At 68.9% G+C, this 24,461-nt stretch carries 22 protein-coding genes and 7 tRNA genes; 8 read left to right on the top strand and 21 right to left on the bottom strand.

Annotated elements, in window-relative coordinates; translation table 11 throughout:
• The first annotated feature begins 90 nt into the window (after positions 1–90).
• The gene (locus IFU11_RS01245) at positions 91–768 is read left to right on the top strand and encodes a hypothetical protein (protein ID WP_192017953.1); all 678 of its coding nucleotides are present in this window, start codon (positions 91–93) and stop codon (positions 766–768) included.
• On the opposite strand, the gene IFU11_RS01250 is transcribed toward IFU11_RS01245, so the two are convergent.
• The 12 genes from IFU11_RS01250 to thrS all read right to left on the bottom strand — a co-directional run bounded on the left by IFU11_RS01250 (position 755) and on the right by thrS (position 13,721).
• Complete coding sequence (locus IFU11_RS01250; RefSeq protein WP_079705918.1) at positions 755–3,010, bottom strand: RelA/SpoT family protein; 2,256 nt, start codon at positions 3,008–3,010, stop codon at positions 755–757. The two genes, IFU11_RS01245 and IFU11_RS01250, sit on opposite strands and share 14 nt — an antisense overlap.
• 48 nt (positions 3,011–3,058) lie before the next feature.
• Entirely contained in the window at positions 3,059–4,099 is a 1,041-nt protein-coding gene (secF, locus tag IFU11_RS01255; protein ID WP_079705917.1) for a protein translocase subunit SecF, read from the bottom strand.
• Positions 4,099–5,850 (bottom strand): protein translocase subunit SecD, encoded by a 1,752-nt coding sequence (secD, locus tag IFU11_RS01260; protein ID WP_064293819.1) that lies wholly within the window; start codon positions 5,848–5,850, stop codon positions 4,099–4,101. Before secD ends, secF begins: the two co-directional genes overlap by 1 nt.
• A 64-nt stretch (positions 5,851–5,914) precedes the next feature.
• Positions 5,915–6,298, bottom strand: a complete 384-nt coding sequence (locus tag IFU11_RS01265; protein ID WP_085510869.1) for a preprotein translocase subunit YajC — start codon at positions 6,296–6,298, stop codon at positions 5,915–5,917.
• 72 nt (positions 6,299–6,370) lie between these two features.
• Entirely contained in the window at positions 6,371–7,402 is a 1,032-nt protein-coding gene (ruvB, locus tag IFU11_RS01270; protein ID WP_079705916.1) for a Holliday junction branch migration DNA helicase RuvB, read from the bottom strand.
• Entirely contained in the window at positions 7,399–8,025 is a 627-nt protein-coding gene (gene ruvA / locus IFU11_RS01275; protein ID WP_064293816.1) for a Holliday junction branch migration protein RuvA, read from the bottom strand. The genes ruvB and ruvA overlap by 4 nt, the downstream gene beginning before the upstream one ends.
• A complete protein-coding gene (gene ruvC, locus IFU11_RS01280; RefSeq protein WP_064293815.1) occupies positions 8,022–8,654 on the bottom strand; it encodes a crossover junction endodeoxyribonuclease RuvC in 633 nt (210 codons plus the stop codon). The genes ruvA and ruvC overlap by 4 nt, the downstream gene beginning before the upstream one ends.
• A gap of 96 nt (positions 8,655–8,750) precedes the next feature.
• Positions 8,751–9,512, bottom strand: coding sequence for a YebC/PmpR family DNA-binding transcriptional regulator (locus tag IFU11_RS01285; protein ID WP_079705914.1), 762 nt, complete (start codon positions 9,510–9,512; stop codon positions 8,751–8,753).
• Positions 9,513–9,611: 99 nt separating this feature from the next.
• A complete protein-coding gene (pdxT, locus tag IFU11_RS01290) occupies positions 9,612–10,208 on the bottom strand; it encodes a pyridoxal 5'-phosphate synthase glutaminase subunit PdxT (RefSeq protein ID WP_192017954.1) in 597 nt (198 codons plus the stop codon).
• Between the two features lie 30 nt (positions 10,209–10,238).
• Positions 10,239–11,144, bottom strand: coding sequence for a pyridoxal 5'-phosphate synthase lyase subunit PdxS (gene pdxS / locus IFU11_RS01295; RefSeq protein WP_079705912.1), 906 nt, complete (start codon positions 11,142–11,144; stop codon positions 10,239–10,241).
• Positions 11,145–11,241: 97 nt separating this feature from the next.
• A complete protein-coding gene (locus IFU11_RS01300; RefSeq protein WP_079705911.1) occupies positions 11,242–11,802 on the bottom strand; it encodes an HIT family protein in 561 nt (186 codons plus the stop codon).
• Positions 11,799–13,721 (bottom strand): threonine--tRNA ligase, encoded by a 1,923-nt coding sequence (gene thrS / locus IFU11_RS01305; protein ID WP_199862131.1) that lies wholly within the window; start codon positions 13,719–13,721, stop codon positions 11,799–11,801. The genes IFU11_RS01300 and thrS overlap by 4 nt, the downstream gene beginning before the upstream one ends.
• Before the next feature lie 193 nt (positions 13,722–13,914).
• On the opposite strand from thrS, the gene IFU11_RS01310 reads away from it, so the two are divergent.
• The gene (locus tag IFU11_RS01310; protein ID WP_192017955.1) at positions 13,915–14,598 is read left to right on the top strand and encodes a lysoplasmalogenase; all 684 of its coding nucleotides are present in this window, start codon (positions 13,915–13,917) and stop codon (positions 14,596–14,598) included.
• 97 nt (positions 14,599–14,695) lie between these two features.
• Here the strand turns inward: IFU11_RS01310 and IFU11_RS01315 are convergent.
• From IFU11_RS01315 to IFU11_RS01345, 7 genes are all read right to left on the bottom strand, one after another.
• Positions 14,696–14,767: transfer RNA gene (locus IFU11_RS01315), tRNA-Val, on the bottom strand.
• A gap of 21 nt (positions 14,768–14,788) precedes the next feature.
• Positions 14,789–14,859 (bottom strand) — tRNA-Cys (locus IFU11_RS01320).
• Positions 14,860–14,915: 56 nt separating this feature from the next.
• Positions 14,916–14,987, bottom strand: a tRNA-Gly gene (locus tag IFU11_RS01325).
• A gap of 173 nt (positions 14,988–15,160) precedes the next feature.
• Positions 15,161–15,700 carry a hypothetical protein gene (locus tag IFU11_RS01330; protein ID WP_192017956.1) on the bottom strand — a complete coding sequence of 180 codons (540 nt, stop codon included), beginning with the start codon at positions 15,698–15,700 and terminating at the stop codon, positions 15,161–15,163.
• Positions 15,701–15,839: 139 nt separating this feature from the next.
• Positions 15,840–15,914, bottom strand: a tRNA-Val gene (locus IFU11_RS01335).
• Positions 15,915–15,972: 58 nt separating this feature from the next.
• Positions 15,973–16,043: transfer RNA gene (locus IFU11_RS01340), tRNA-Cys, on the bottom strand.
• A gap of 60 nt (positions 16,044–16,103) precedes the next feature.
• Positions 16,104–16,175 (bottom strand) — tRNA-Gly (locus IFU11_RS01345).
• A gap of 168 nt (positions 16,176–16,343) precedes the next feature.
• Here IFU11_RS01345 and IFU11_RS01350 point away from each other — a divergent pair.
• Positions 16,344–16,416, top strand: a tRNA-Val gene (locus tag IFU11_RS01350).
• Between the two features lie 45 nt (positions 16,417–16,461).
• Here the strand turns inward: IFU11_RS01350 and IFU11_RS01355 are convergent.
• Entirely contained in the window at positions 16,462–18,102 is a 1,641-nt protein-coding gene (locus IFU11_RS01355; RefSeq protein WP_192017957.1) for an MFS transporter, read from the bottom strand.
• Positions 18,103–18,265: 163 nt separating this feature from the next.
• Here IFU11_RS01355 and IFU11_RS01360 point away from each other — a divergent pair, with 163 nt between their 5' ends.
• Positions 18,266–19,006 carry a histidine phosphatase family protein gene (locus IFU11_RS01360; RefSeq protein WP_192017958.1) on the top strand — a complete coding sequence of 247 codons (741 nt, stop codon included), beginning with the start codon at positions 18,266–18,268 and terminating at the stop codon, positions 19,004–19,006.
• A 36-nt stretch (positions 19,007–19,042) separates the two neighbouring features.
• Here the strand turns inward: IFU11_RS01360 and IFU11_RS01365 are convergent, their stop codons facing one another.
• Positions 19,043–20,101, bottom strand: coding sequence for a hypothetical protein (locus IFU11_RS01365; RefSeq protein WP_199862090.1), 1,059 nt, complete (start codon positions 20,099–20,101; stop codon positions 19,043–19,045).
• 133 nt (positions 20,102–20,234) lie between these two features.
• On the opposite strand from IFU11_RS01365, the gene IFU11_RS01370 reads away from it, so the two are divergent.
• The 4 genes from IFU11_RS01370 to IFU11_RS01385 are packed head-to-tail and all read left to right on the top strand — an operon-like array spanning position 20,235 to position 24,419.
• On the top strand, positions 20,235–21,371 hold the full coding sequence (locus IFU11_RS01370) for a glycosyltransferase (protein WP_192017959.1): 1,137 nt from the start codon (positions 20,235–20,237) through the stop codon (positions 21,369–21,371).
• On the top strand, positions 21,368–22,510 hold the full coding sequence (locus tag IFU11_RS01375; RefSeq protein ID WP_137241694.1) for a glycosyltransferase: 1,143 nt from the start codon (positions 21,368–21,370) through the stop codon (positions 22,508–22,510). The genes IFU11_RS01370 and IFU11_RS01375 overlap by 4 nt, the downstream gene beginning before the upstream one ends.
• Complete coding sequence (locus IFU11_RS01380) at positions 22,507–23,541, top strand: glycosyltransferase (RefSeq protein WP_192017960.1); 1,035 nt, start codon at positions 22,507–22,509, stop codon at positions 23,539–23,541. Before IFU11_RS01375 ends, IFU11_RS01380 begins: the two co-directional genes overlap by 4 nt.
• Positions 23,538–24,419, top strand: a complete 882-nt coding sequence (locus tag IFU11_RS01385; RefSeq protein WP_192017961.1) for a glycosyltransferase family 2 protein — start codon at positions 23,538–23,540, stop codon at positions 24,417–24,419. Before IFU11_RS01380 ends, IFU11_RS01385 begins: the two co-directional genes overlap by 4 nt.
• Positions 24,420–24,461 lie beyond the last annotated feature (42 nt).

The following is a 24,461-nucleotide window of genomic DNA, read 5'->3' on the forward strand; positions in this document are numbered from 1 at the left end:
ATCCGCTCCACCAACCGCGTGACGGTCGCGGTTCTCCACAGATCCGTCGACGATCCTCCTGCTGCCGGACGGCTGCAGGAGGATCGTCGTATGTCCACGGCACTCCAGACGTCCTCCCCCATCGAGCCAGGCTGCGCGACGGATCCTTCGGCCTCCACGAGCCGCCTCCCCGCCTACCTCCAGCCACCTGAGCTCTCCGTCGCCGAGCTCGCCGCCGCGCGGCTCGACGGCGAGCTCTTCGCCTTCGAAGACGGCTACTGCAGCGTCGACGAACCCGACACCGTCAGGCTGCGCGCGGCGGTCCTCGAACAGCTGCCCGGGCTGGCCGGGGCGGTCATCGCCGAGACGAGTGCTGCGTGGCTGCACGGCGCGGCACTCGTCGCACCGAGGATCCACACGGGCTTCGTGTCGATGGAACGGCGAAGCGCGCGTTCGCCCCGGTTGCGTCTGCGTCAGGTATCACTCCGCGCGGACGACAGCGAGCGGTGCGGGGCACTGCGGGTCACGACCCCCACGCGCACGGTCGCGGATCTGGCACGGCGCACCGGGGCCGATGCGGAGGAGGCCATGTCGACGATCCGCAACTACTTCCTGCTCGGGCTCACCAGCCCTGAGGCGGTCGTCGCATGGGTCCGCTCCGTCCCGCGGGTCCTCGGCGGCACACGGATCGTCCGTGTCGTGTCGTGTGCCACCGAGGTGATGCTCCCCGGCCTCGAGCCGACTCGGAGCGAACTGGCCTCCTGGTCGCTCCCGCTCAGCCGCCGTTGACCCGGTAGACGTCGTACACGGTGTCGATCCGCCGGACCGCGTTCAGCACCCGGTCGAGGTGGGTGGTGTCGCCCATCTCGAACACGAAGCGGCTGATGGCCAGGCGGTCGCTCGAGGTGTTCACCGTCGCCGACAGGATGTTGACGTGGTACTCGGACAGCACCCGCGTCACATCCGACAACAGTCCGGCTCGATCGAGTGCCTCGACCTGGATCTGGACGAGGAACACGCTCTTCGACGACGGCGCCCACTCCACATCGATCATGCGCTCGGGCTCCTGCAGGAGGCCTTGGACGTTGTGGCAGTCCGAACGGTGGACGGAGACGCCGGAGCCCCGCGTGACGAACCCGACGATCTCATCACCCGGCACCGGGGTGCAGCACTTCGCGAGCTTGACCAGGATGTCGGGAGCACCGAGCACGAGGACCCCGGAGTCGCTGTTCTGCAGCCGCTCACGGCGGCTCCCGCGGACCGGGACGGTGTACTCGGCGTGCTCGCTGTCGGCGTCCTTCTGCAGGAGCGCGACGACCTTCTCGAGCACGGACTGCGTCGAGACGTGGCCCTCGCCGACGGCCGCGTAGAGTGCCGTGACGTCCTCGTAGCGCAGTTGCGCTGCGACCTCGGCGAACGAGTCCTGGTTCATGAGCTTCTGGAGCGGCAGGTTCTGCTTGCGCATCGCCCGCGCGATCGCGTCACGGCCCTGCTCGATGGCCTCGTCGCGTCGCTCCTTCGTGAACCACTGGCGGATCTTGTTCCGCGCCCGTGGGCTCTTGACGAAGTTCAACCAGTCCTGGCTCGGACCGGAGTCGGGGTTCTTCGAGGTGAAGACCTCCACCACGTCGCCGGTGTTGAGCGAACTCTCCAGCGGCACGAGCCGCCCGTTGACCCGGGCGCCCATCGTCCGGTGGCCGACCTCCGTGTGGACGGCGTAGGCGAAGTCCACCGGCGTCGCGCCGGCGGGCAGGCCGACGACACGCCCCTTCGGGGTGAAGACGTAGACCTCCTTCGCGCCGATCTCGAAGCGCAACGAGTCGAGGAACTCCCCCGGGTCCGCCGTCTCCGCCTGCCAGTCGGAGATGTGCGCGAGCCAGGCCATCGAGCTGTCGGGCTCGGCGGAGGACGCGGTCTTCCCGCTGTTCATCCGCTCTTTGTACTTCCAGTGCGCGGCGACACCGAACTCGGCCCGCTGGTGCATCTCGTTCGTGCGGATCTGGATCTCGACGGGCTTCCCGCCCGGTCCGACGACGGTGGTGTGCAGCGACTGGTACAGGTTGAACTTCGGCGTGGCGATGTAGTCCTTGAAGCGCCCCGGGACGGGCGTCCACCGTGCGTGGATCGACCCGAGGACCGCGTAGCAGTCGCGCAGCGAGTTGACGAGGACACGGATGCCGACGAGGTCGTAGATGTCGTCGAACTCGCGGCCGCGGACGACCATCTTCTGGTAGATCGAGTAGTACTGCTTCGGGCGACCGGCGACCTTGCCGCGGATCTTCTGCGCCTTGAGGTCCTCGTTCACCGCGTCGATGACGTGCTGCACGTACTCCTCGCGCTGCGGTGTCCGCTGCTTGACGAGCGATTCGATCTCGGCGTAGAGCTTCGGGTACAACACGGCGAAGGACAGGTCTTCGAGCTCCCACTTGATCGCCTGGATCCCGAGGCGGTGCGCGAGTGGTGCGTAGATCTCGAGGGTCTCCGTGGCCTTCTTCGCCGCCTTCTCGGCCGGGACGAATCCCCAGGTCCGGGCGTTGTGCAGCCGGTCGGCGAGCTTGATGATGAGGACGCGGATGTCCTTCGACATCGCGACGATCATCTTCCGGACCGTCTCGGCCTGCGCGCTGTCGCCGTACTTGACCTTGTCGAGCTTCGTGACGCCGTCGACGAGCATGGCGACCTCGTCGCCGAAGTCCGCATGGAGTTGGTCGAGCGAGTAGTCCGTGTCTTCGACGGTGTCGTGGAGGAGGGCGGCGACGATCGTCTTCGGTCCGATGCCGAGGTCGGCCAGGATCTGGGAGACGGCGACCGGGTGCGTGATGTACGGCTCGCCGCTCTGGCGCTTCTGGCCGGAGTGGGCCCGCTCGGCGACCGTGTACGCACGTTCGATGAGCGCCAGGTCGGCCTTGGGATGGTGCTGCCGCACCGTTCGCATCAGGGTGTCGACGGCGCCGGCCGGCTGCGCCTTCGAGAAGATCCGTGGGACGAGACGGCGCAGGGAGGCCGTCGAGGATGTCGTGGTGTCCGCCATCTCAGGCCTCCCTGCGCTCGTGCACGCGGTTGTCGGTCGCTGTCAGGGTCAACGCGCCAGCGGCGCGTCTGCTTCCGTGCGTTCGCCCTCGGCGTCATCCGAGGTCTGAGCGCGCTCGCGCGCCTGCAGCACGCGCTTGTCGTGCTTGGCGATGCGGGGCTCGTTGTGCCGGAAGTTCGCGTAGAGCGGTGCGGCGACGAAGATCGTCGAGTACGTGCCGACGAGGATACCGACGAGCAGAGCGAGCGAGATGTCGCGCAGCGTGTCGGCACCGAGGACGAAGGCCCCGAAGAACAGGATCGCCGCGACCGGGAGCGCCGCCACGACGCCGGTGTTGATCGAGCGCACCAGGGTCTGGTTGACCGCGAGGTTGACCGACTCCCCGAACGTCCGGGCCGCGCCGTCGGCGTCGAGCGTCGTGTTCTCGCGGATCTTGTCGAACACCACGACGGTGTCGTACAGCGAGAATCCGAGGATGGTGAGGAATCCGATCATGGCGGCCGGTGTGATCTCCCAACCCGTCGCGGCGTAGACACCAGCCGTGATGATGAGGTCGTGCATGAGGGAGAGCAGCGCGGCCGCGGACATCTTCCAGGTGCGGAAGTACAGCGCCATGAGGATCGCCGCGAGCACGAGGAACACGATGAGGCCGACGATCGCCTGCTTGGAGACGTCCTGACCCCATGACGGGCCGATGAACGAACTCGTGATGTCGGACTGTTCGACGCCGTAGGCCTCGGCCAAGGCAGCCGACACCTGCTGAGTGACCTTGTCGTTCTTCAGCTGGTCGGTCTGCACGCGGACCGAGTTGCCGCCCACGACGGTGACGTGGGTGGTCGCGCCGCTGACGACGGACGCGACCGCGTCTTCGGCCAGCGTCTGATCGGTGCTCTTGACGTCGGCGATCTGGAACTGCGAACCACCGCGGAACTCGATGCCGAAGTTGAATCCGCCCTTGACGACCGGGATCAACACGGAGAGGACGACCGCGACGATGGCGATCGTGTACCAGATCTTGCGCTTGCCGACGAAGTCGTAGGAGCGCTTCCCGGTGTAGAGCTCGTTTCCGAACCGTGCGAACGCACCCATCAGGAGTCCTTCCCATCGGTCGGCAGATCGTCTGCTCGGGTGTCGGAGCCGCCTCCGACGAGGGCCGCCTGCTTGCGCTCGGCGATCGTCTGGCGCTTGGCCGCCTCACGGCTGCTGGACGCGGCCTTGGCGCCGGGCACCGAGACGGGCTTCCGGAACTCCGCGCGACCACGGTAGATGGCGCCGAGCGCCGACGGGTCGAGACCGGTGAACGGCTTGCCGCTGTTGAAGAGCTTCGTCTGGCCGAGGAGCTGCATCATCGGGTGCGTGAACAGGAGCACGACGATGACGTCGATGATCGTGGTCACGCCGAGCGTGAGGGCGAAGCCGCGGACGTTGCCGATCGCGAGGACGTACAGCACCACGGCGGACAGGAGGTTGACACCCTTCGCCGCGTAGATGGTGCGCTTGGCGCGCTTCCAGCCGGCTTCGACGGCGGACTCCAGACCGCGGCCGTCGCGGAGTTCGTCCTTGATGCGTTCGAAGTACACGATGAACGAGTCCGCGGTGAAACCGATGGCGACGATGAGGCCCGCTATCCCGGCGAGGGAGAGCCGGAAGCCCTGGCGCCAGGACATCAGCAGGATCACCACATACGTGAGCACCGCGGCCGCGACGAGCGAGGCGATCGTCACGGTGCCGAGGAGCCGGTACTGGAACAGTGTGTAGATGACGACCAGGATGAGCCCGATCAGACCGGCGATGAGGCCGCTCTCCAGCTGCGTCGAACCGAGGGTCGCCGAGATGGTGTCCTGGCTCTGCACGACGAAGCTGATCGGCAGGGCGCCGAACTTGAGCTGGTCGGCGAGGGTCTTGGCGGACTCCTCGGTGAAGGAGCCGCTGATCTCCGGCTTGCCGTCCGAGATGACGGCGAGCGACTGCGGTGCGGAGATGACGTTGCCGTCGAGCACGATCGCGAACTGGTTCTGCGGGCTCTGCAGCGAGGTCAGGCGGCCGGTGACGTCGGCGAAGAGCGCGGTGCCCTTCTCGTTGAAGACCGGGTACACCGCCCACTCGCCCGTGCTGGCACCCGACGACGTCGTCTTGATGCCGGCGCTCGCGTCGGACAGGTCTTCTCCGGACACCTCGACCGGGCCGAGGACGTACTTGAAGGTGCCGTCGACGTCGCACGTGATGAGCGGGTCGGCAGCGGGCGCTGCGGTGGCGTCGAGCGAGTCCGCGTTCGCGGCGCAGTCGTAGGCCTGGAAGGCGGCGTACAGCGCGGGCGTCACCTGCGACAGGTCGCTCGCGTTCGTCGGCGACGCGGTCGGCGTGCTCTCGAGGCCCGGATCCGGCGTCGGATAGGGGGTCGAGGCGCCGTCTTCACCGATGAAGGTGTTGGACGGCTGACCGGGAGTCAGCTGCTGCGAGGTGAGGACCGGACGGAACTCGAGCTTCGCGGAGCTCTCGATGCGGTTCAGCGTCGCTTCGTCGGGGGTTCCCGGGATCGAGACGACGACGTTCTGACCCTGCGTCGTGATCTCCGCCTCCGACACGCCGGACGCGTCGACGCGCTGGCGGATGATCGCCACGGCCTGGTTCAGCTGCTCGTTGGAGACCGTCTGGCCGGACTCCAGCTTCGGCGCGAGGATGATCTGGGTGCCACCCTCGAGGTCGAGGGCCAGCTTGGGCGCCCAAGAGCTGTTCCCCCAGAGGACCCCGGCCGCGTTGATCGCGAACAAACCGATGAGGATTACGCCAAGCCAGGTGAGCGAACGCCACGCTTTCTTGACCGGAGTCGACTTTGCCAAACTCGGAACTCAGCTTTCTCTGCCGGCGGTGGCACGACGGCCACCGCCCGGGAAGGGGTTGGGACTAGTCGTCGCTCTTCTGCGGCTTCGAGGTGTCCTCGACGCGCTGGCCGAATTCGGGCTTGGAGAGGTCGAGCGAGGAGGCGTCGTCGGGGATCGACTCGACGACCGGAGCCTCCTCCGCGGTCTCGGCGACCGTCGGGGCGACGACCGCACCCGCGTAGCGGGGGTCGATGGTGACGATGACGCCGGGGGCGATCTCGACATCGGCCTTGCGGGAGTCGCGGTCCATCGAGATGAGGGTGCCGTAGACACCGAAGCCGGTGAGCACCTCGGCGCCGGGGACGAGCTTCTGCTCCGTCACCGCGGCTTGCTTCTTCCGCTTGTTGTTGCTCACCATCATGAACACGATCATGACGCCGGCGAGGCCGAACAGGACGAGGGTCATTGCATCCACGATGGGAACCTTCCAGAGGAGATTGAGGGCGGGAGACGTTGGGAACGCACCGCCAAAGGGAAATTATAGGCCATCGAGGGTCGAGCCATGCTGAGAAGGTGTTCTGCCGAAGTGCCGCCAGGCGGCCGGGGTCGCCACGCGGCCCCGTGGCGTGCGCGTGATGAGGCCGATCCGGACGAGGAACGGCTCGACGACGGACTCGATCGTCTCCGCTTCCTCGCCGACCGAGACCGCGAGTGTGCTGAGCCCGACCGGGCCTCCGGCGAAGCGGTCGAGCATGCCTTCCATGACCGATCGGTCGAGTCGGTCGAGACCGAGGGCGTCGACGTCGTAGAGCTCGAGCGCGGCCTGGACGGTCTCCAGGTCGGCGCGGCCACCGTGCACGAGTGCGTAGTCCCTGACCCGGCGGAGGAGTCGGTTGGCGATGCGTGGCGTACCCCGACAGCGTCCGGCGATCTCGGCGACGGCCCGACCGTCGATGTCGAGGCCGAGCATGTCGGCGGTGCGGTGCAGCACCTGCTGCAGTTCCGGCTCGTCGTAGAACTCGAGGTGGGCGGTGAACCCGAAGCGGTCGCGGAGCGGGTTCGGCAGCAGACCGGACCGGGTGGTCGCCCCGACCAGGGTGAACGGTGCCAGCTCGAGCGGGATGCTCGTCGCGCCGGCACCCTTGCCCACCATGATGTCGATGCGGAAGTCCTCCATGGCGAGGTACAACATCTCCTCGGCTGGGCGGGCCATGCGGTGGATCTCGTCGATGAAGAGGACCTCACCCGGGGTCAGCGACGACAGGACGGCGGCGAGGTCGCCGGCGTGCTGGATGGCCGGACCGCTCGTGAGCCGGAGCGGTTTCCCGGTCTCGTGCGCGACGATCATCGCGAGGGTCGTCTTGCCGAGTCCAGGAGGGCCGGCCAGCAGGATGTGGTCGGGGGTGCGGTTCTGCATCCCGGCGGCCGTGATCAGGAGCTGCAACTGACCGCGTGCCTTGGACTGACCGACGAACTCGGAGAGCGACCGCGGACGGAGCGCCCCCTCGAACGCCAGTTCCGCGTCGGACTCGGCGGCTGGATTGGTGAGGTCTTCTGGAGCGTCCGTCACGAGGTACGGCCTCCGGCGTGCGCCGGGCCGAGTCTGCCGAGGGCCAGGCGGATGAGCGACGGCACGGTCGAGAGGTCGTCCGCACTGGCGGAGGCGGAGGCCTCCACGACCGCCTGCGTCGCCGTCTTCTCCGGCCAACCGAGCCCGATGAGCGCCGTCACGACCTGATCGGCGATCGCGGCCGCGTTCACGGTGGTCGCCGGAGCTTCAGGCGTCGTCCTGGTGACGCGGAGCTTGCCGGCGAGCGAGACGGTGATGAGCTTCGCCGTCTTCGGCCCGATCCCCGAGACCTTCCGGAACGGGGCGTCGTCGTCCGCGGAGATGGCGGCGGCGATCTGCTCCGGCGTCAGCGCCTCCAGGACGCCGAGTGCCGACTTCGGGCCGACCCCGGTGACGCTCACCAGGAGCTCGAACACGGACAGCTCCTCGGCGGATCGGAACCCGAACAGCGAGAGCGAGTCCTCCCGCACGATCAGTGTCGTCGAGAGGAGTGCTTCGGTGCCGACCCGGAGTGAGAGCGCATGGGCCGGCGTGACCTGGACGGCGAATCCGACTCCGCCCACCTCGATCACGACGAGGTTGCCGACCGCGCTCAGGACGGTGCCGCGGAGGGAGGAGATCATGCTTCCAGCCTAGGGCTCCGCGCTGCCCGGGCCCGGACGGCCGCCTCGCGCGGAGCGCCGCCGCGTTCCGCAGCAGCCCAGGCACGCTGGGCCGGGGTGAGTGCTCCACTCCCCTGCGGCGGTGCGCCGACGGGTGTCGCAGCAGTCGACACGACTGGTCGCCAGGCGTGGCAGATCGCGAGCGCGAGCGCATCAGCGGCGTCAGCGGGCTTCGGGAGTTCGTCGAGACCGAGGATCCGCGCGACCATGGTCTGCACCTGGAGCTTGTCCGCCCGGCCGTATCCGGTCACCGCGGCCTTGACCTCGCTCGGGGTGTGCAGGCCGACGGGGATCCCGTTCGCGGCCGCAGCGTGCAGGGCGAGCCCACTCGCCTGAGCGGTGCCCATGACGGTCCGGACGTTGTGTTGCGCGAACACCCGCTCGACGGCCATCGCGGTCGGCGAGGTGCGCTCGATCGCCTCGGCGATGCCCTGCGCGATCATGAGGAGTCGCTGCTCGAGCGGGGCGTGCGCGTCCGTCCGGATGACGCCGTACTCGACCATCGTGGCCTGCCGTCCCGGCAGGACGTCGACGACCCCCACCCCGCATCGGGTCAGGCCGGGATCGATGCCGAGGACGCGCAGAGTCATGTTCCGACCCTAAGCGCGGGCGATGCGCCGAGCACTCCGCGAGGGCGGAGTGTCGTACATCCGTTCGAACGAGCTTCGCTCGGCACGCGTGCCGGACTACTCGTCGTCGGCCTCCAGTTCGGCCTGCACCTCGGGGGTGAGGTCGAAGTTGCTGTAGATGTTCTGGACGTCGTCGTTGTCCTCGAGGGCGTCGATCAGCTTGAAGACCTTGCGCGCCGTGTCGGCGTCGATCTCGACCTTGAGGTTCGGGACGAAGGCGACGTCGGCGGAGTCGTAGTCGATACCGGCCTCTTGCAGGGCGGTCCGGGTCGCGACCATGTCGCTCGGCTCGGTGACGACCTCGAAGGTCTCGCCCTCGGTGTTCACCTCTTCTGCGCCCGCATCGAGGACGGCGCCGAGGACGTCGTCCTCGGTGGTCCCCTCGGCCTGGACGACGATGAGGCCCTTGCGCTGGAAGTTGTAGGCGACGGAGCCCGGGTCGGCCATGGTGCCGCCGTTGCGGGACATCAGCGTCCGGACATCGGCTGCTGCACGGTTCTTGTTGTCGGTGAGGCACTCGACGAGCAGGGCGACGCCGTTCGGACCGTAGCCCTCGTACATGATCGTGGTGTAGTCGACGACCTCACCGGTGAGGCCGGCACCGCGCTTGACGGCGCGGTCGATGTTGTCGTTCGGGACCGAGGTCTTCTTCGCCTTCTGGATGGCGTCCTGCAGCGTCGGGTTGCCCGCGAGGTCTGCGCCGCCCATCTTGGCCGCGACCTCGATGTTCTTGATGAGCTTGGCGAACGACTTCGCGCGACGGCCGTCGATGACCGCCTTCTTGTGCTTGGTCGTCGCCCACTTGGAGTGTCCGGACATGTGCTCCCTAACTGCGTGAAAAGAACCTGACCAGTCTAGGCCAGCGGCCCGGAACTCGCGATCACGCCGGGATGGGCGGCGGGAGCGAGCAGCACTGCTTCAGCGGGAACGCTCGACCTTGTCGAGGAAGTAGGCGTGGAAACGGGTGTCGCCGGTGACCTCGGGGTGGAAGGACGTGCCGAGGAGGTTCCCCTGCTCGACGGCGACCATCCGACCGTCGGGCAGCGAGGCGAGGGGTGTCACCGCCGGTCCGGCGGCTTCGACCACCGGTGCGCGGATGAACACGGCGTGCACGGGCGGGGCGCCGAGGACCGGGATCGACAGGTCCGTCTCGAAGGAGTCGAGCTGCGAACCGAAGGCGTTGCGCCGGACCGAGACGTCGAGCCCGCCGAGACTCTGCTGGCCGGCGATCCCGTCGAGGATCCGGTCGGCCAGGAGGATGAGCCCGGCGCACGTGCCGTACACGGGCAACCCCGCGGTGATCGCTGCGCGCAACGGTCCGGCGAGGTCGAAGGAGCGAGCGAGCTTGTCCATCACGCTCGACTCGCCGCCGGGCAGGACGAGTCCGTCGATGCCGTTCAGTTCCGAGGGGCGCCTGATCAGGCTGACGTCCGCCCCGAGGCCGGTGAGGACGGCCGCATGCTCGCGGAAGTCCCCTTGCAGGGCGAGGACGCCGACGCGTGCCGACGCGGTCACGACGTCACCTGGTTCAGGGCGGACGCGGGGCTACCAGCCACGCTCGGCGAGGCGGTGCGGTGCCGCGAGGTCGGCGACGTTGATGCCGACCATCGCCTCACCGAGACCACGGGACACCTCGGCGATGACCTGAGGGTCGTCGAAGAAGGTCGTCGCCTTGACGACGGCTGCCGCCCGCTGAGCCGGGTTGCCGGACTTGAAGATGCCGGATCCGACGAACACGCCGTCGGCACCCAGCTGCATCATCATCGCGGCGTCGGCCGGCGTCGCCACACCCCCGGCGGTGAACAACACGACCGGGAGCTTGCCGGTCTCGGCGATCTCCACGACGAGGTCGTACGGGGCCTGGAGCTCCTTCGCCGCGACGTACAGCTCGTCCTTCGACATCGACGACAGGTGCGCGATCTCGGAGCGGATCTTGCGGATGTGCTTCGTCGCCTCGGACACGTCGCCGGTGCCGGCCTCGCCCTTCGAGCGGATCATCGCGGCACCCTCGTTGATACGCCGCAGCGCCTCTCCCAGGTTGGTGGCACCGCACACGAACGGGACGTCGAAGCCCCACTTGTCGATGTGGTTCACATAGTCGGCCGGGCTCAGGACCTCGGACTCGTCGATGTAGTCGACGTCGAGCGCCTGGAGGACCTGAGCTTCGACGAAGTGTCCGATGCGAGCCTTCGCCATGACGGGGATGGACACCTCGGCGATGATGGATTCGATGAGGTCGGGATCGCTCATCCGAGCCACGCCGCCCTGGGACCGGATGTCCGCCGGGACGCGCTCGAGGGCCATCACGGCGACGGCCCCGGCGTCCTCCGCGATACGGGCCTGCTCGGCGGTGACGACGTCCATGATGACGCCGCCCTTGAGCATCTCCGCGAGTCCGCGCTTCACGCGGTTCGAGCCGTGCTGTCCAGTGGTCGTGCTGCTCTCGGTCATGATGGCGAGCGTACCGGCGGGTGGCCTGACGGTGCTCCGTCCACAGGCCGGAAATTGGACTTGGGTGGACCGGTCCAGATGGACCGGCCCCGACGGATCAGGCCGAGGTCGGCCAGGCGTCCGCGATCGCCTGTCGGACATCGCCGAGCAGCTGCGGGAGCGCTTTGGTCTGGGCGATGATCGGGAAGAAGTTGGCGTCCGTCGCCCAGCGCGGGACGATGTGCTGGTGCAGGTGCGCCGCGATCCCGGCGCCGGCCACGGCACCCTGGTTCATGCCGAGGTTGAAGCCGTCGTTCCTCGAGACGGACCGGACGACCCGCATCGCCGTCTGCGTCAGGGCGCCGATCTCGGCGACCTCCTCCGTCGTCGCGTCGTCGTACATCGCGACGTGGCGGTACGGGCAGACGAGCAGGTGCCCGGAGTTGTACGGGAAGAGGTTCAGCAGCACGAAGGCGTGCTCGCCCCGATGCACGATGAGCGCTGACTCGTCGTCGAGCGTCGGCGCGATGCAGAACGGACAACCGTCGTCGGATGGCTGGCCCTGCTTGATGTAGACCATCCGGTGGGGCGTCCAGAGACGCTGGAACGCGTCCGGGACGCCCACCAGGTGGGAGGTGTCGATCGACTCGAACGACTCCGGTTCGGTGCCCGGGGTCATGCCGGCAGATCCGCTGCGGTGTTCACCTGCAGTTTCGCGGCGATGGCGGCGCGGATCCGGCGCACGGCGTCGGCGACAGGGACACCGTTCTCCTGGGTGCCGTCGCGGAATCGGAAGCTCACCGCGCCGTTGGCCTGGTCCTCCTCGCCGACGATCAGTTGCAGCGGGGTCTTCGCCTTGGTGTGGTTGCGGATCTTCTTCTGCATCCGATCGTCGGAGGCGTCGAGTTCTGCCCGGACCCCGGACGAGCGCAGCTCGGCGACGACTCCGCCGAGGAACTCCTCGTACTGCTCGGAGACGGGGATGCCGACGACCTGAACAGGGGCGAGCCACACCGGGAAGGCACCCGCGTAGTGCTCGAGCAGGATCGCGAAGAAGCGCTCGATCGAGCCGAGGAGTGCGCGGTGGATCATCGCCGGACGCTTGCGCGTGCCGTCAGCAGCCGTGTACTCCAGCTCGAACAACTCGGGCAGGTTGAAGTCGAGCTGCACGGTGGACAGCTGCCACGTCCGACCGATCGCGTCGCGCGCCTGCACCGAGATCTTCGGACCGTAGAAGGCTGCGCCGGCGGGGTCGAGCACGAGCTCGAGACCGGACTCGACCGCCACCTGGCGGAGGGTCTCGGTCGCTTCGTCCCAGACCTCGTCCGTGCCGACGTACTTGTCGGGGTCCTTCGTCGAGAGCTCCAGGTAGAAGTCGTCGAGACCGTAGCCGCGGAGGGTCTCCAGGACGAACTGCAGCTGGCGGCCGACCTCGTCCTTGACCTGGTCGTCGGTGACGTAGATGTGGGCGTCGTCCTGCGTGAGGCCACGGACGCGCGTGAGCCCGGAGAGGGTGCCGCTCTTCTCGTACCGGTAGACCGTGCCGAACTCGGCGAGACGCAGCGGCAGTTCGCGGTAGCTGCGCCCTCGAGCCCGATAGATCAGGTTGTGCATCGGGCAGTTCATGGGCTTCAGGTAGTAGTCCTGGCCCTGACGGGTGACGTGGCCGTCGGCGTCGACCTCCTGGTCGAGGTGCATCGCCGGGAACATGCCGTCCTTGTACCAGGCCAGGTGCTGGCTGACCTCGAACAGGTGCCCCTTCGTGATGTGCGGGGTGTTCACCAGCTCGTAGCCGGAAGCGAGCAGGCGCTCGCGCATGTAGTTCTCGATCTCGTTGCGGATGATGCCGCCCTTGGGGTGGAACACCGCGAGACCCGAGCCGATCTCCTCGGGGAAGCTGAAGAGGTCGAGCTCGGCACCGAGCTTGCGGTGGTCGCGCTTGGCCGCTTCCTCGATCCGCGTCTGATAGGCGCGCAGCTCGTCCTTGGTCGCCCAAGCGGTGCCGTAGATCCGCTGCAGCTGCGGGTTCTTCTCGCTCCCCCGCCAGTACGCCGCGGCGAGACGCGTCAAGGCCCAGCCGTTACCGATCATGCGCGTGTTCGGCAGGTGTGGACCGCGGCAGAGGTCCTTCCAGACCGTCTCCCCCGTCTTCGGGTCGACGTTGTCGTAGATGGTCAGCTCCGCGCCGCCCACCTCGACGTTCTCGTCGTCGGCTGCCGATCCGCCCTTGAGGCCGATCAGCTCGAGCTTGTAGGGCTCCCCCGCGAGTTCCGCGCGAGCCTCGTCCTCGGTGACGACGCGTCGCACGAAGCGCTGGCCCTGGCGGATGATGCGGTCCATCGTCTTCTGCAGCACCTTGAGCGCCTCAGGCGTGAACGGTGCGGCGACATCGAAGTCGTAGTAGAAGCCGTCGGTGACCGGCGGGCCGATGCCGAGGTTCGCGTGCGGGTCGACCTGCTGCACGGCCTGCGCGAGCACGTGGGCTGCGGAGTGCCGGAGGATGTTGAGGCCGTCGGGCGAGTCGAGGTGCACCGGCTCGACGGTGTCCGTCTCCGTCACCGTGGCGGCGAGGTCCTTCAGTTCGCCGTTGACGCGCATGGCGACCACGGATCGGTCGGTGAACAGTGCGAACCCGTCACTCACGGATGATCTCTCTTTCTCAGGTGAAACCTTGGCCGTGCAAGCCTATCGTCGTCCACGACGAGGAGACGCTGCCGTCGGTCGGCGGCCATGGTTCGTGCTCGGTCGCATCGCTAGAGTGAAGGCCTACGACGTGACGGGGGTGGCGCTGATGACGGCTGTGCAGAGGAGCGGGGCTGCGACGGCGCTGTTCGCCGCGCTGCCCGCGGTCGCACTCGTGCACATCGTCGCCCTCGCCGCCGGTCAGGAATGGCTGTCGCTCCTCACCAAGCCGTTCATCATGCTGGTCCTCGCGCTGGCGCTCGTGTGGTCGGTCCGACGGCTGTCTGCCGCTGCGGTCACGGCGCTCGTCGCGATCCTCTGCAGCTGGCTGGGTGACGTCGCCCTCATGGTTCCGGGCGAACTCGCGTTCGGCGTGGGGATCCTGTTCTTCATGCTCGCTCAGGCCGGCTATGTCCTGCTCTTCGTGCGGCATCTGCGCACCAGGCAGCGCCCGCCGGTCTGGGCGCTCGTGTACCTGGCGTGGCTCGTCGCCGGCATCGCGCTCCTCAGTCAGCAGGACATGGGGGCGCTGTATCCGGCGGTCGTCCTCTATGCCGTCGTGATCGGGGCCATGGCGGCGTCGTCGACGATGACGACGCCGACGATCGCCGTCGGTGGTGCGCTGTTCCTGGTCTCCGACTCGTTGATCGCGCTCGACCGCTTCGTGCCGGCAGTGACGATCTGGGCGGCAGACGAGATCATCATGGCGACGTACGCCGCGGGTCAAGGCCTCATCGTGTGGGGCGTCGCGGAGGTCCTGCGTCGCCGGGAGCGGGCGGTCCTCGTCGTCTGAGCGGACGACCGGGGCGTGCGACCAGTGGTCTGCGCAACGGGTGGCTTGCGTAACGACGAAGGGCCCGAGCTGTTCGCTCGGGCCCTTCGTGTTCCTGTGGGCGATACTGGGATCGAACCAGTGACCTCTTCCGTGTCAGGGAAGCGCGCTACCGCTGCGCCAATCGCCCAGGTGAGTGGTGTTGCCAGCGAGGTGGCGACGGGATTCGAACCCGTGTGGACGGCTTTGCAGGCCGCTGCCTAGCCTCTCGGCCACGCCACCACGTGTGATGAAACACACTGTCGAGCGGAACGCTTGCACGTTCTCACTGACACTCGAGCGGATGACGAGATTCGAACTCGCGACCCTCACCTTGGCAAGGTGATGCGCTACCACTGCGCCACATCCGCATTGCATCCCGTTTCCGGGTGCTTGGAAACTCTAGCCGATGTTGAGGGCGCTCGTTGACACCTCTGCGCGGGCGAGTCGGCCCAACCCTTGATGTTCCGCGGAAAATCGGGCTGAAATTCCATCTTCCTCGGCGCGTCGGCCAGGCGGTGGGACGGTACGTGGGTGGAGCCACTCACCGGCGCGCCTGCTGGCTCCAGTCGTCGTTCGCATCGGCGAGGTGCGGGTAGATCTGGAGCATCCGAATCGGCTCCACCTCCCAGACGTCGTCGTCCCAGGTGCGCCGACCGTCGCCGTCAGGGTGGTACTCCGGGTGATCGCGGAGTCGTTCCTTGGCGTTCGAAACCGCGATGGCCCGCCGTGTGTGTTCCGAGAGTGGGCCGATCGCCCCGGCGTCCGCGAGCCACTGGACAACGGAGTCCATCACCGCCGGCATCGCCCCCATGCCTCTCGAGTCGTCCATCAGGGAGGAGTGCGTCCGACCGGGCATGATGAGCCAACCGTTGGTGTCGGGCGTTTCACCGCGGCTGGCGACCTGTCGTCCCCACGCTCTGGCCTCGACGATCTCACGGAGGAGGTACTGCTCGCACTGGGCGAACGCCACCCGGTCCGACCGGCTGAGCGCCGGGTACGGGACGGCGGCGTGGCCCGGGTCCGTGGGATGCCGTCGCGGTTTCGCGTTGCTCGACCGCCACCAATCGCCGATGCGGCTCATGCCACACGTCCGTCGCGCGATGGCGACGAGCGCCGCTGCGGCCCGGTGGTCTCCGCCATGACTCGCTGAAGCATGGTCCCCCTGCGTTGCCTGCATGTGCTCGAACGACGAAAGCCCCCGGGGGTCCGGGGGCTTTCTGTGGTGGGCGATACTGGGATCGAACCAGTGACCTCTTCCGTGTCAGGGAAGCGCGCTACCGCTGCGCCAATCGCCCGGGTGGCGTGTGAGACACGACGCCGGGATGTTGCTGGTGGAACTGTGTTGCTGAGGTGAGGTGGCGACGGGATTCGAACCCGTGTGGACGGCTTTGCAGGCCGCTGCCTAGCCTCTCGGCCACGCCACCATGTGTGACCGAACACACTGCCGAGTAGGGTTCCTGCCGGAACAACACTACTGACACTCGAGCGGATGACGAGATTCGAACTCGCGACCCTCACCTTGGCAAGGTGATGCGCTACCACTGCGCCACATCCGCATTGCCCGCATCACTGCGTGCTCGAACGACTCTAGCCGAAACCGGGACCGATGTTCAAACCGGCGCGCGTACTGGGTCGGCAGCGTTGCGGATGTGCGTTCGTCCCCCGGCATCGGCTAGTATCGTGACTCGCGGCTGTTCGGCACCTCTCCGGTGCGGACGACCTGCGGGCGATTGGCGCAGTTGGTAGCGCGCTTCCTTCACACGGAAGAGGTCATCGGTTCGAGTCCGGTATCGCCCACATCATCCACCATCGCCCGGGGTGTTCCACCTCCACGGCGGCGACTCACTCCGCGAGATCAGGCCGTTCCGGCCTGGCGGGCCCGGTTCGGCGGGCGTCGCTCGGGAAGAAGTGTCGTTCGACGGGTTCGCCGTCGGCGTGCGCCAGCGCTGCAGCGCGGATGTCGCGGTCGCGGCCGGTCAGACGCTGCGTCTCCTGTCGTCGGAACTCGCCCCACGACGGCACCATGAAGGTCTCCAACTGCACGTCGGACTCCTCGCCGCTCCGGTACAGAGCCCATCTCGAGGCACCGGTCCGGCGACGAGAGGACTCGACACGACCCATGGCTGTCTGGAACGCGGCGAGCGAGTCGGGATGGACCGTGTAGGAGATCTGTACGAGGACCGGCCCGTCGGTCGGCTGTGGTTCGAAGACCAGCGTGGGTGTCGGCCAGGACATCGAGATGCTGCGGTCGACGGTTGCGGTTCCGGGGAGCAGGGGCAGCACCCGAACACTGGCCGCCACCAGCAGGACCAGGACGGCCGAAGCGCTGTACGCGAGCGGCGTGCCGAGTCCTTGCGCCGCCACGCCCCAGCCGATCGAGCCGATGGCCATCGCGCCCATGAAGACGAGGATGTAGATCGAGGCTCCGCGGGACCGCACCCACTGCGGCAGGGTGAGCTGCAGCGCGGCGTTCAGCACCGTGAGGGTGCCGATCCAGGCCAGCCCCGCGAACACGAGCAGCAGCAGGGTCGGCGCGAAGGGCAGGAACGCCGCTGCGAGCGACCCGGCGGCGAAGAGCACCGCACTCCCGGCGATGACGGTGTTGTCGGAGAACCGACGCCGAGCGAGCGGCAGGGCGAAGATGCCCAGCACGGCACCGACACCGAGAGCACCGAGTAGGAGACCGTATCCGCTCGAGTCGAGGTGGAGGCGCTTCGCCGTGAGGGGCAGCAGCGCCCAGAGGGCACTGGCAGGCAGCGCGAAGAGTGCTGAACGCAGCAGGATCCGGCGGACGAGGTGCGCGGACACGACGTACCGGACCCCCGCTCGCAACGCTGCCCCGAACGGCTCGCGGTCGTCGAGACCGGTCTGAGAGGGTCTCTTCCACCAGACGAGGGCGATCACGGCCACGACGAAGCTCAGCGCGTTGACACCGAACACGACGGGAGCACCGAAGGCCGACAGGACGACACCGGCCAGGGCCGGACCGACCGCACGGGCTCCGTTCACGGTGACACCGCCGAGCGCCGACGACGCCGCGATCAGGTTGCGGGGCACGAGCTCCGGCTGGATCGCCTGCCATGCGGGTGAGGTCAGGGTGGAGGCGATGCCGAGCAGGAAGGTGAAGGCCAGGATCGTCCACGGCGTCAGCGCACCGACCGCCGCCACGACGGTGAGCGCGGCTGCGAGGACCGCACTCGCCGCCGATCCCCAGATGAGCAGCCGTCGCCGGTCGAGTGAGTCCGCGAGGACGCCTGCTGGCAGGGCGACCAGGATGGCGGGCGCGAGGCTCGCGGTCTGCACGAGGGCGATGACCGCTGCGCCGGCGGCGGCCTCGACCAAGACCCACTGGGCTCCCACGGTCTGCATCCAGGTGCCGATGTTGCTCCCCAGCTGGGCGAACCAGAGCACCCTGAAAGCGGTGATGGCCATGGGCGCCCATGCCGACGGTTGCGACGATGGGACTGCTGAGGGTGAAGACATGGTCGAACGATAGGACGCCGTCGCGGCCCGGGCATCGTCGGTTTGTCGCAATCATCGAGCTGTGCCACCACCGGCGAGCGGTCGGCGGCCGGCGTCGCTTCATGGAGGATCATCGACTCGTCAAGGTCTGCGGCCGCCGAATCGTGCTGGCTACCGTGGATCCATGGCCATCACGGAACTGATCCTCGTCCGCCACGGTGAGAGCGCCGGGAACGTCGCCGCACTCGAAGCCGATCGCTCGGAATCCCACCGCATCGCCGTTCCGAGCCGTGACGCCGACGTCCCGCTCTCAGCACTCGGGCTCGAGCAGGCGGCTGCGGTGGGGAGACGTCTCGCGGCCCTCACGCCCGCCGACCGGCCGGACATCGTGTTCAGCTCGCCCTATCGGCGAGCGCACGAGACGGCCGTGGTCGCGCTCCGGACCGCCGCGTTCGACGCCGATGAGCTTCGGCCGGTCGTCGACGAACGGCTGCGCGACCGCGAACTCGGGATCCTCGACACCTTCACCTCGGTGGGCGTCGATGCGGAGTTCCCGGAGGAGGCCGCTCGACGACGGTCCCTCGGCAAGTTCTACTACCGACCGCCGGGAGGTGAGGCCTGGACGGATGTGGCCCTCCGCCTCCGCTCGTTCATCGGCGACCTGGACCGGCACACCGACCGCACGCGGGCCCTGGTGGTCTGTCACGACGCCGTCATCTCGCTTTTCCGCTACATCTGCGAGGGGTGGGATGAGCGTCGCGTCCTGGAGGAGGCCGCTCTCCGCCCGACGCCGAACGCCTCCTTCACCCACCTCGTCCACGACGGACGGGCCTGGAGAGCGCGGGCGGCGAATGCGACCGCACACCTCGAGCAGGCGCAGGTCGCGGTCACCGAGCACTCGGGGGCGACCGATGTCCGAAGCTGACCCCACCACCGCGGTGCCCGATCGGCACGGCGAGCGTCAGTGTCCGGACCACCAGTCGAGGTACGCGCTCGCGGTGTCCGGCAGCGCCGGGCGGAGGCTGCGACCGGCGGGCAGGCGCGTCCGCGAGGGGTCCAGCCAGGCCGCGGCCAACTCGGCGTGCAGCGTCGACGGGTCGTACCGGACCATCGTCTCCGGGCGCAGTTGCTCCATCTCCGCTGCATAGCGCGAGTCGACGACGAGCGGCCGGCGGCCTGCCTCGACCCAGTCGAGCATCGAGCGTGACGCGGAGACATGACCGTGAGCGGCGAGCGGGATGCCAGGAAGCGAGATCTGCGCGGCGAACGCCGCATCGCCGAGATACCCGGTGACTTCGAACGAGACACCGACGGCGCGCGCTTCCGTTTCGAGGGCGAGCACGTCCGCTTCATGCCCGGCCGAGGGGCCGCCGATGGCTCGGACGACGACGTCGGCGACCTGGTGACCGGTGGCACGGAGATCCTCCGTCGCACGCGAAGCCGCCTGGATCGCCGACGAATGACCTTTACCTGGGTAGATGAATCCGGCGATGAGGACGGTGAGTGGGCGGGCCGTTCCCGTCAGCGATGCATCGTCGGCCGTGACCGCCGCCGTCCCGATCCGGGAGCCGAGCGGAATGGCGTGCGGAACGGTCGCGGCACTGACGCCGAGGAACTCTTCAGCGAGCGCCTGCTCGTGCCGGCTGTTGACGGCCGTCGCGTGGGCGGCTGCGATGAACCGTGCGTAGGCGGCGATGCGGCGGTCCAGCATCCTGCCGTCGGAGCTCTGCGGGACGTCGTGGAGGGTGACCGTCAACTCGGTGGCGTCCGCGAGACGCTCGACGGCGTCCGCCGCCTCTTCGGGTGACCGGCCGAAGAGACGGTCGGTGACGTGGACGTGGGCACGGTCCACGCCGTCGAGCAGAAGCACGGCGTCGGCCGGGGTCGAGGCGTACACCCGTTCCGCGCGAGGGTCTGCGTGGACGACAGCGTCGGCGACGTCGATCGCGTACTGGACGACGCCGTGGTGCTGTGGGCCGACCATGAGGAGACGGGGTGGGGCTGCGATCACCTGCGTCATGGTGGTGCAGCGGAGGGCCCGCGTCAAGGGTCGCGGGCACTCTCGTCATCGGACCTATGTTCGGAGGACGGCGCCCGTATCGTGCCGACCCGTCCGCGCCTCTCGCGCCCGCATCCGTACAGGGGATCCCGCCATGCAGTCGACCGTGATGTCGCACGCCACCGATCGAGCTGCCGACCCGGCATCTCGTCCGATCCGCGTCGTCTCGATCCCGGCCGCGCACCCCTACGTCGGCCGCATCACCGCCTCGCCCGACATCGACGTGCTGAGCGATCCGCCGGTCGACGGAGCGCCGTCGGGCGTCTGGTGGCCCCCCGTTGCCCTCGATCCGAGCTGGATCCGCGACCACGCCGCCGATGCCGATCTCCTGCACATCCACTTCGGCACGGAGTCGTTCCCACCCGGACACGTGACCGCGTGCCTCGAGGCCGCGCACGAGGTCGGCTGGTCGGTCGTCTACACGGTGCACGACCTCGAGCACCCGCAGCTGGAGTACCAGGGGGCATACGAGGCGCAGCTCGACGAGCTCGTCCGTGGCGCGGACGCCCTGATCACCCTGACCCCCGGCGCCGCCGCCGGCATCCGGGAACATTGGGGCCGCGACGCCGTCGTGATCCCGCACCCGTCGCTCCTGTCGGATGACGTCACGGTTCCGCTCGTCTTGCCGTCGGCGGAGACGCGGGTCGGCGTCCACCTGAAGGACCTGCGTCCCAATGTCGACGCGGTCGGTGCCGTCACCACCCTCATCGACGCGGTCGAACGCCTCCGCCGCCGTGGAGCGGACGTCGTCGCGGAGGTGCGGATGCACCATGCGGTCCGCGATCCGGAGGCACGCGAGGCCGTCCGACGGCTTGTCGGCAGCTCAGAAGCGGCGCTGCTCATCGAGCACGAGCGTCTCGACGACCTCGGACTCGCCATCGCACTCAGCCGCCTGGACGTCTGTCTCCTCCCCTACCGGCACGGCACGCACTCGGGTTGGCTTGAACTCTGCTGGGATCTCGGCGTGTCCGTCGCCGTCCCGTCCGGGATCGGAGCGTACCTCGAGCAGCATCCCGACGACACGGTCTCCGCGTACGACCTCGGGGACGGAGCGTCACTCGAGCGTGCCGTCGGCGAGCTCCTCGAAGCGGATGGCGCGTCCCGAGCCGGTTCGGCCGGTCGGGGCGCGACCGTCGCTGATCGCCGTGCCCGTCGCGTCGTCGACGACGCCGTCGGTGCAGCAGCGCACGCCGAGCTGTACCGCCGCGTCATCGCCGAGCGCGCCTCGTGACGGCCGGTCCACGACTGCGCGTCGTCGTCATCGCCCCGCTGCGCTTCCCCATCCGTCGCCCACATGCAGGCGGGCTCGAATCCGCCGTGTGGTCGGAGGTCACCGCGCTTCGCGCACGAGGCCACGAGGTGACGTTCATCGGCGTCCGCGGGTCCGACTTCGTCGAGCGCGGCAGCGTCTTCGAACTGCCGGAGTTGCGGTGGCCACGCTGGTCCTCCCCCGACGACGAGCGGTATCCCCCGGGCCACCTGACACGATCCGTCCCGGCATTGCGTCGCGCGCTCGAAGCGATCGCCGCTCGGCCAGGGCGATACGACGTCGTGTCCAACCACTGCCTGGACGCACTCCCGGTGGAACTCGCGCCTGAGCTGGGCGTCCCGATGATCACCACCCTGCACACGCCGGTCGACGAGGCAGTCGCCGCTGCCGCGAACCGGGCCGGTTCCGACGGCAGCCGGTTCCTGGCGGTGAGCGAGTTCACGAAGCGCACCTGGGCGACGGCCGGTGTCGAGTCCGAGGTGCTGCTGAACGGCATCGATCCGGATGCCTGGCGGGCCGGCCGAGGCGGTGACGACCTCGTGTGGTTCGGACGGGTCGTCGCGGAGAAGGCCCCGCACCTCGCCGTCGACGTCGCCCGCCGACTGGGCCGCCGGCTCGTCATCGCCGGTCGCGTGGGCGATCCGGTGTACGCCGAGCGCGTGCTGTCGCCGCTGCTGGGACGTGATGTCCGTCATGTCGGGCCGCTCGACCCGACACGGCTCGCCACGCTCGTGGGGCGGAGCGCGGCAGCGGTCTCGACGCCGGCATGGGCCGAGCCGTTCGGTCTCGTCGCGCCGGAGGCGCTGATGACCGGGACCCCGGTGGTCAGCTTCGCCGTCGGCGGCGTGCCCGAGATCGCCCAGGCGAGCGTCGGTATGCAGGTCGTCGCACCAGGAGACCTGGCGGCCATGGCGGACCGCGTGGACGGGTTGATCCGGCAGTCGGAGCTCGACCGGGGGTTCCGCGCCTCGATCCGGGCATCCGCCCTCGCCCGGTTCTCGCTCGACGCCAGGGTGGGCCGGCTCGAGGAGCACTTCGCAGCGCTCCTCGGCGACTCGCCCGTGCTCGGTTCCGGTCGCGTCGACGAGTTCAGCTCGTGAGGCCCCGCATCGGTTGGTACGTGCATCACCACGGACGGGGGCACGTCACGCGTCTGCTCGCCGTCGCACCCCACCTCGACGCCGACATCGTCTGCTTCAGCTCGTTCCCCGAGCCGGTGGGACTCCCCTCGAACTGTTCCTGGGTGGTGCTCGACCGGGACGACGACGTGCCGGACGGCGCGTCTCGCCCGGACGACTGCGATCCGACCGCGGAGGGGCTGCTGCACTGGGCGCCACTCGGCCATGCCGGTCACCGTGCTCGTCTTGCGACCATCGCCGCCGCTCTCGCGCAGCAGCAGATGGACGCGATGGTGGTGGACGTCTCCGTCGAGGTGGTGCTCCTCGCACGCCTGCTCGGTGTCCCCACCGTCGTCATGGCACAGCCGGGCCACCGCGACGACGAGCCGCACGCGCTTGCCTTCCGTGCGGCGTCGACGATCATCGCCCCATGGCCTCACGGTGTGCTGCACCTGGACCACCTGCGTCCCGTGCAGGACAAGGTGGTGTACACCGGCGGCATCAGTCGCTTCGAGGGACGCGAGCGGCCGGCTGCGGACGCCGGACGCAGCGGGGTGCTCCTCCTCGCCGGCGCCGGGGGTTCCGCGGTGTCGCTGGACGCCGTGGAGGAAGCCGCCCGCGCCAGCGGTCGCGAGTGGACATCGCTCGGCACCGGTGCCGGGTCCGTCTGGTCCGACGACCCGTGGGACGCGCTCTGCCGGGCGGAGGTGGTGGTGTCGTGGGCCGGTCAGAACGCGATCGCCGATCTCGCCGCGGCCGGCGTCACGGCCGTCGTGGTCCCGCAGGAACGCCCGTTCGACGAGCAGGTGTCCACCGCCCGAGCACTCGAAGCCAACGAGCTGGCGGTCGTGCGGGCATCCTGGCCCGACGCTGCGGACTGGCCGGCCGTCCTCGACCGGGCTGCGAAGCTCGACCCCGACTGGTCGCCCTGGCAGGTGGCGGGCGCCGCCCGACGGGCAGCTGAGGCGATCGAGGCGGTCGGGGTCGGCGATCCCGCAGGGGGTGGACGATGAAGACGTCGGTCGTGACCCTGTGCTCGCGCCCCAGGCTCGGACACCTCGAGCGGCAGCTCGAGGCCGTCGGGGCGTCCAGGTCGACGTCGGGTGACGTGGTGGAGCGTCTCGTCGTGTGGATCGGCGACGACGCACCACCGATCCTCGACGCGGAGCTGACGGTCCACCTCCCACCGGGGCCCGACGGGCTCCGTCTCGCGGCAGGTCGGAACCTCGGCGCCGCGCTGGCCGTCGAGCGCGGCGCCGACCTCATCGTGTTCCTCGACGCGGACTGCGTCCCCGGACCCGCGCTGCTCGACCGGTACCGCGAAGCGTCAGCTCGCCATCCGGGGGCCATCCTCTGCGGACCGGTGACCTATCTGCAGCCCGGCGTGGACGTCACCGACCACCACACGTTGGCGGCGGCGACGATACCACATGCCGCGAGACCGAACCCGGAGGACGGCGCGGAGCGTGTCGCCTCCGAGGACGAGTACCCGCTGTTCTGGTCGTTGTCGTTCGCGACGACTCGCTCGACATGGTCCCGCACCGGAGGCTTCGACGAGGGGTACGAGGGGTACGGCGGTGAGGACACCGATTTCGCGTTCGCGCTGAGCGCCGCGGGGACGCCCCTCGTGTGGGTCGGCGGCGCCCACGCCTATCACCAGCACCACGAGACACAGCGCCCGCCATGGCAGCACTTCGACGACATCCTCCGGAACGGCGCACGGTTCGCCGACCGCTGGGGAACCTGGCCGATGACCGGTTGGCTGGAGGCGTTCGCTCAGGCCGGCGCGGTCCGGCGGGTGGGTGACGACTGGGTCCGCGTTCAGTCGACCACCCCGAGCCGTCTGTCGATCGCGACCACCAGCGTGGTGGCGACGGGGTCCGGCGCGTAACGGTCGACCGGGCAGTGCCGTCTCGTCGGCCGCCGCCCGGGG

Origin of the sequence: Plantibacter sp. CFBP 8804, assembly GCF_014841225.1 — a bacterium.
Taxonomy (GTDB): Bacteria; Actinomycetota; Actinomycetes; order Actinomycetales; family Microbacteriaceae; genus Plantibacter; species Plantibacter auratus.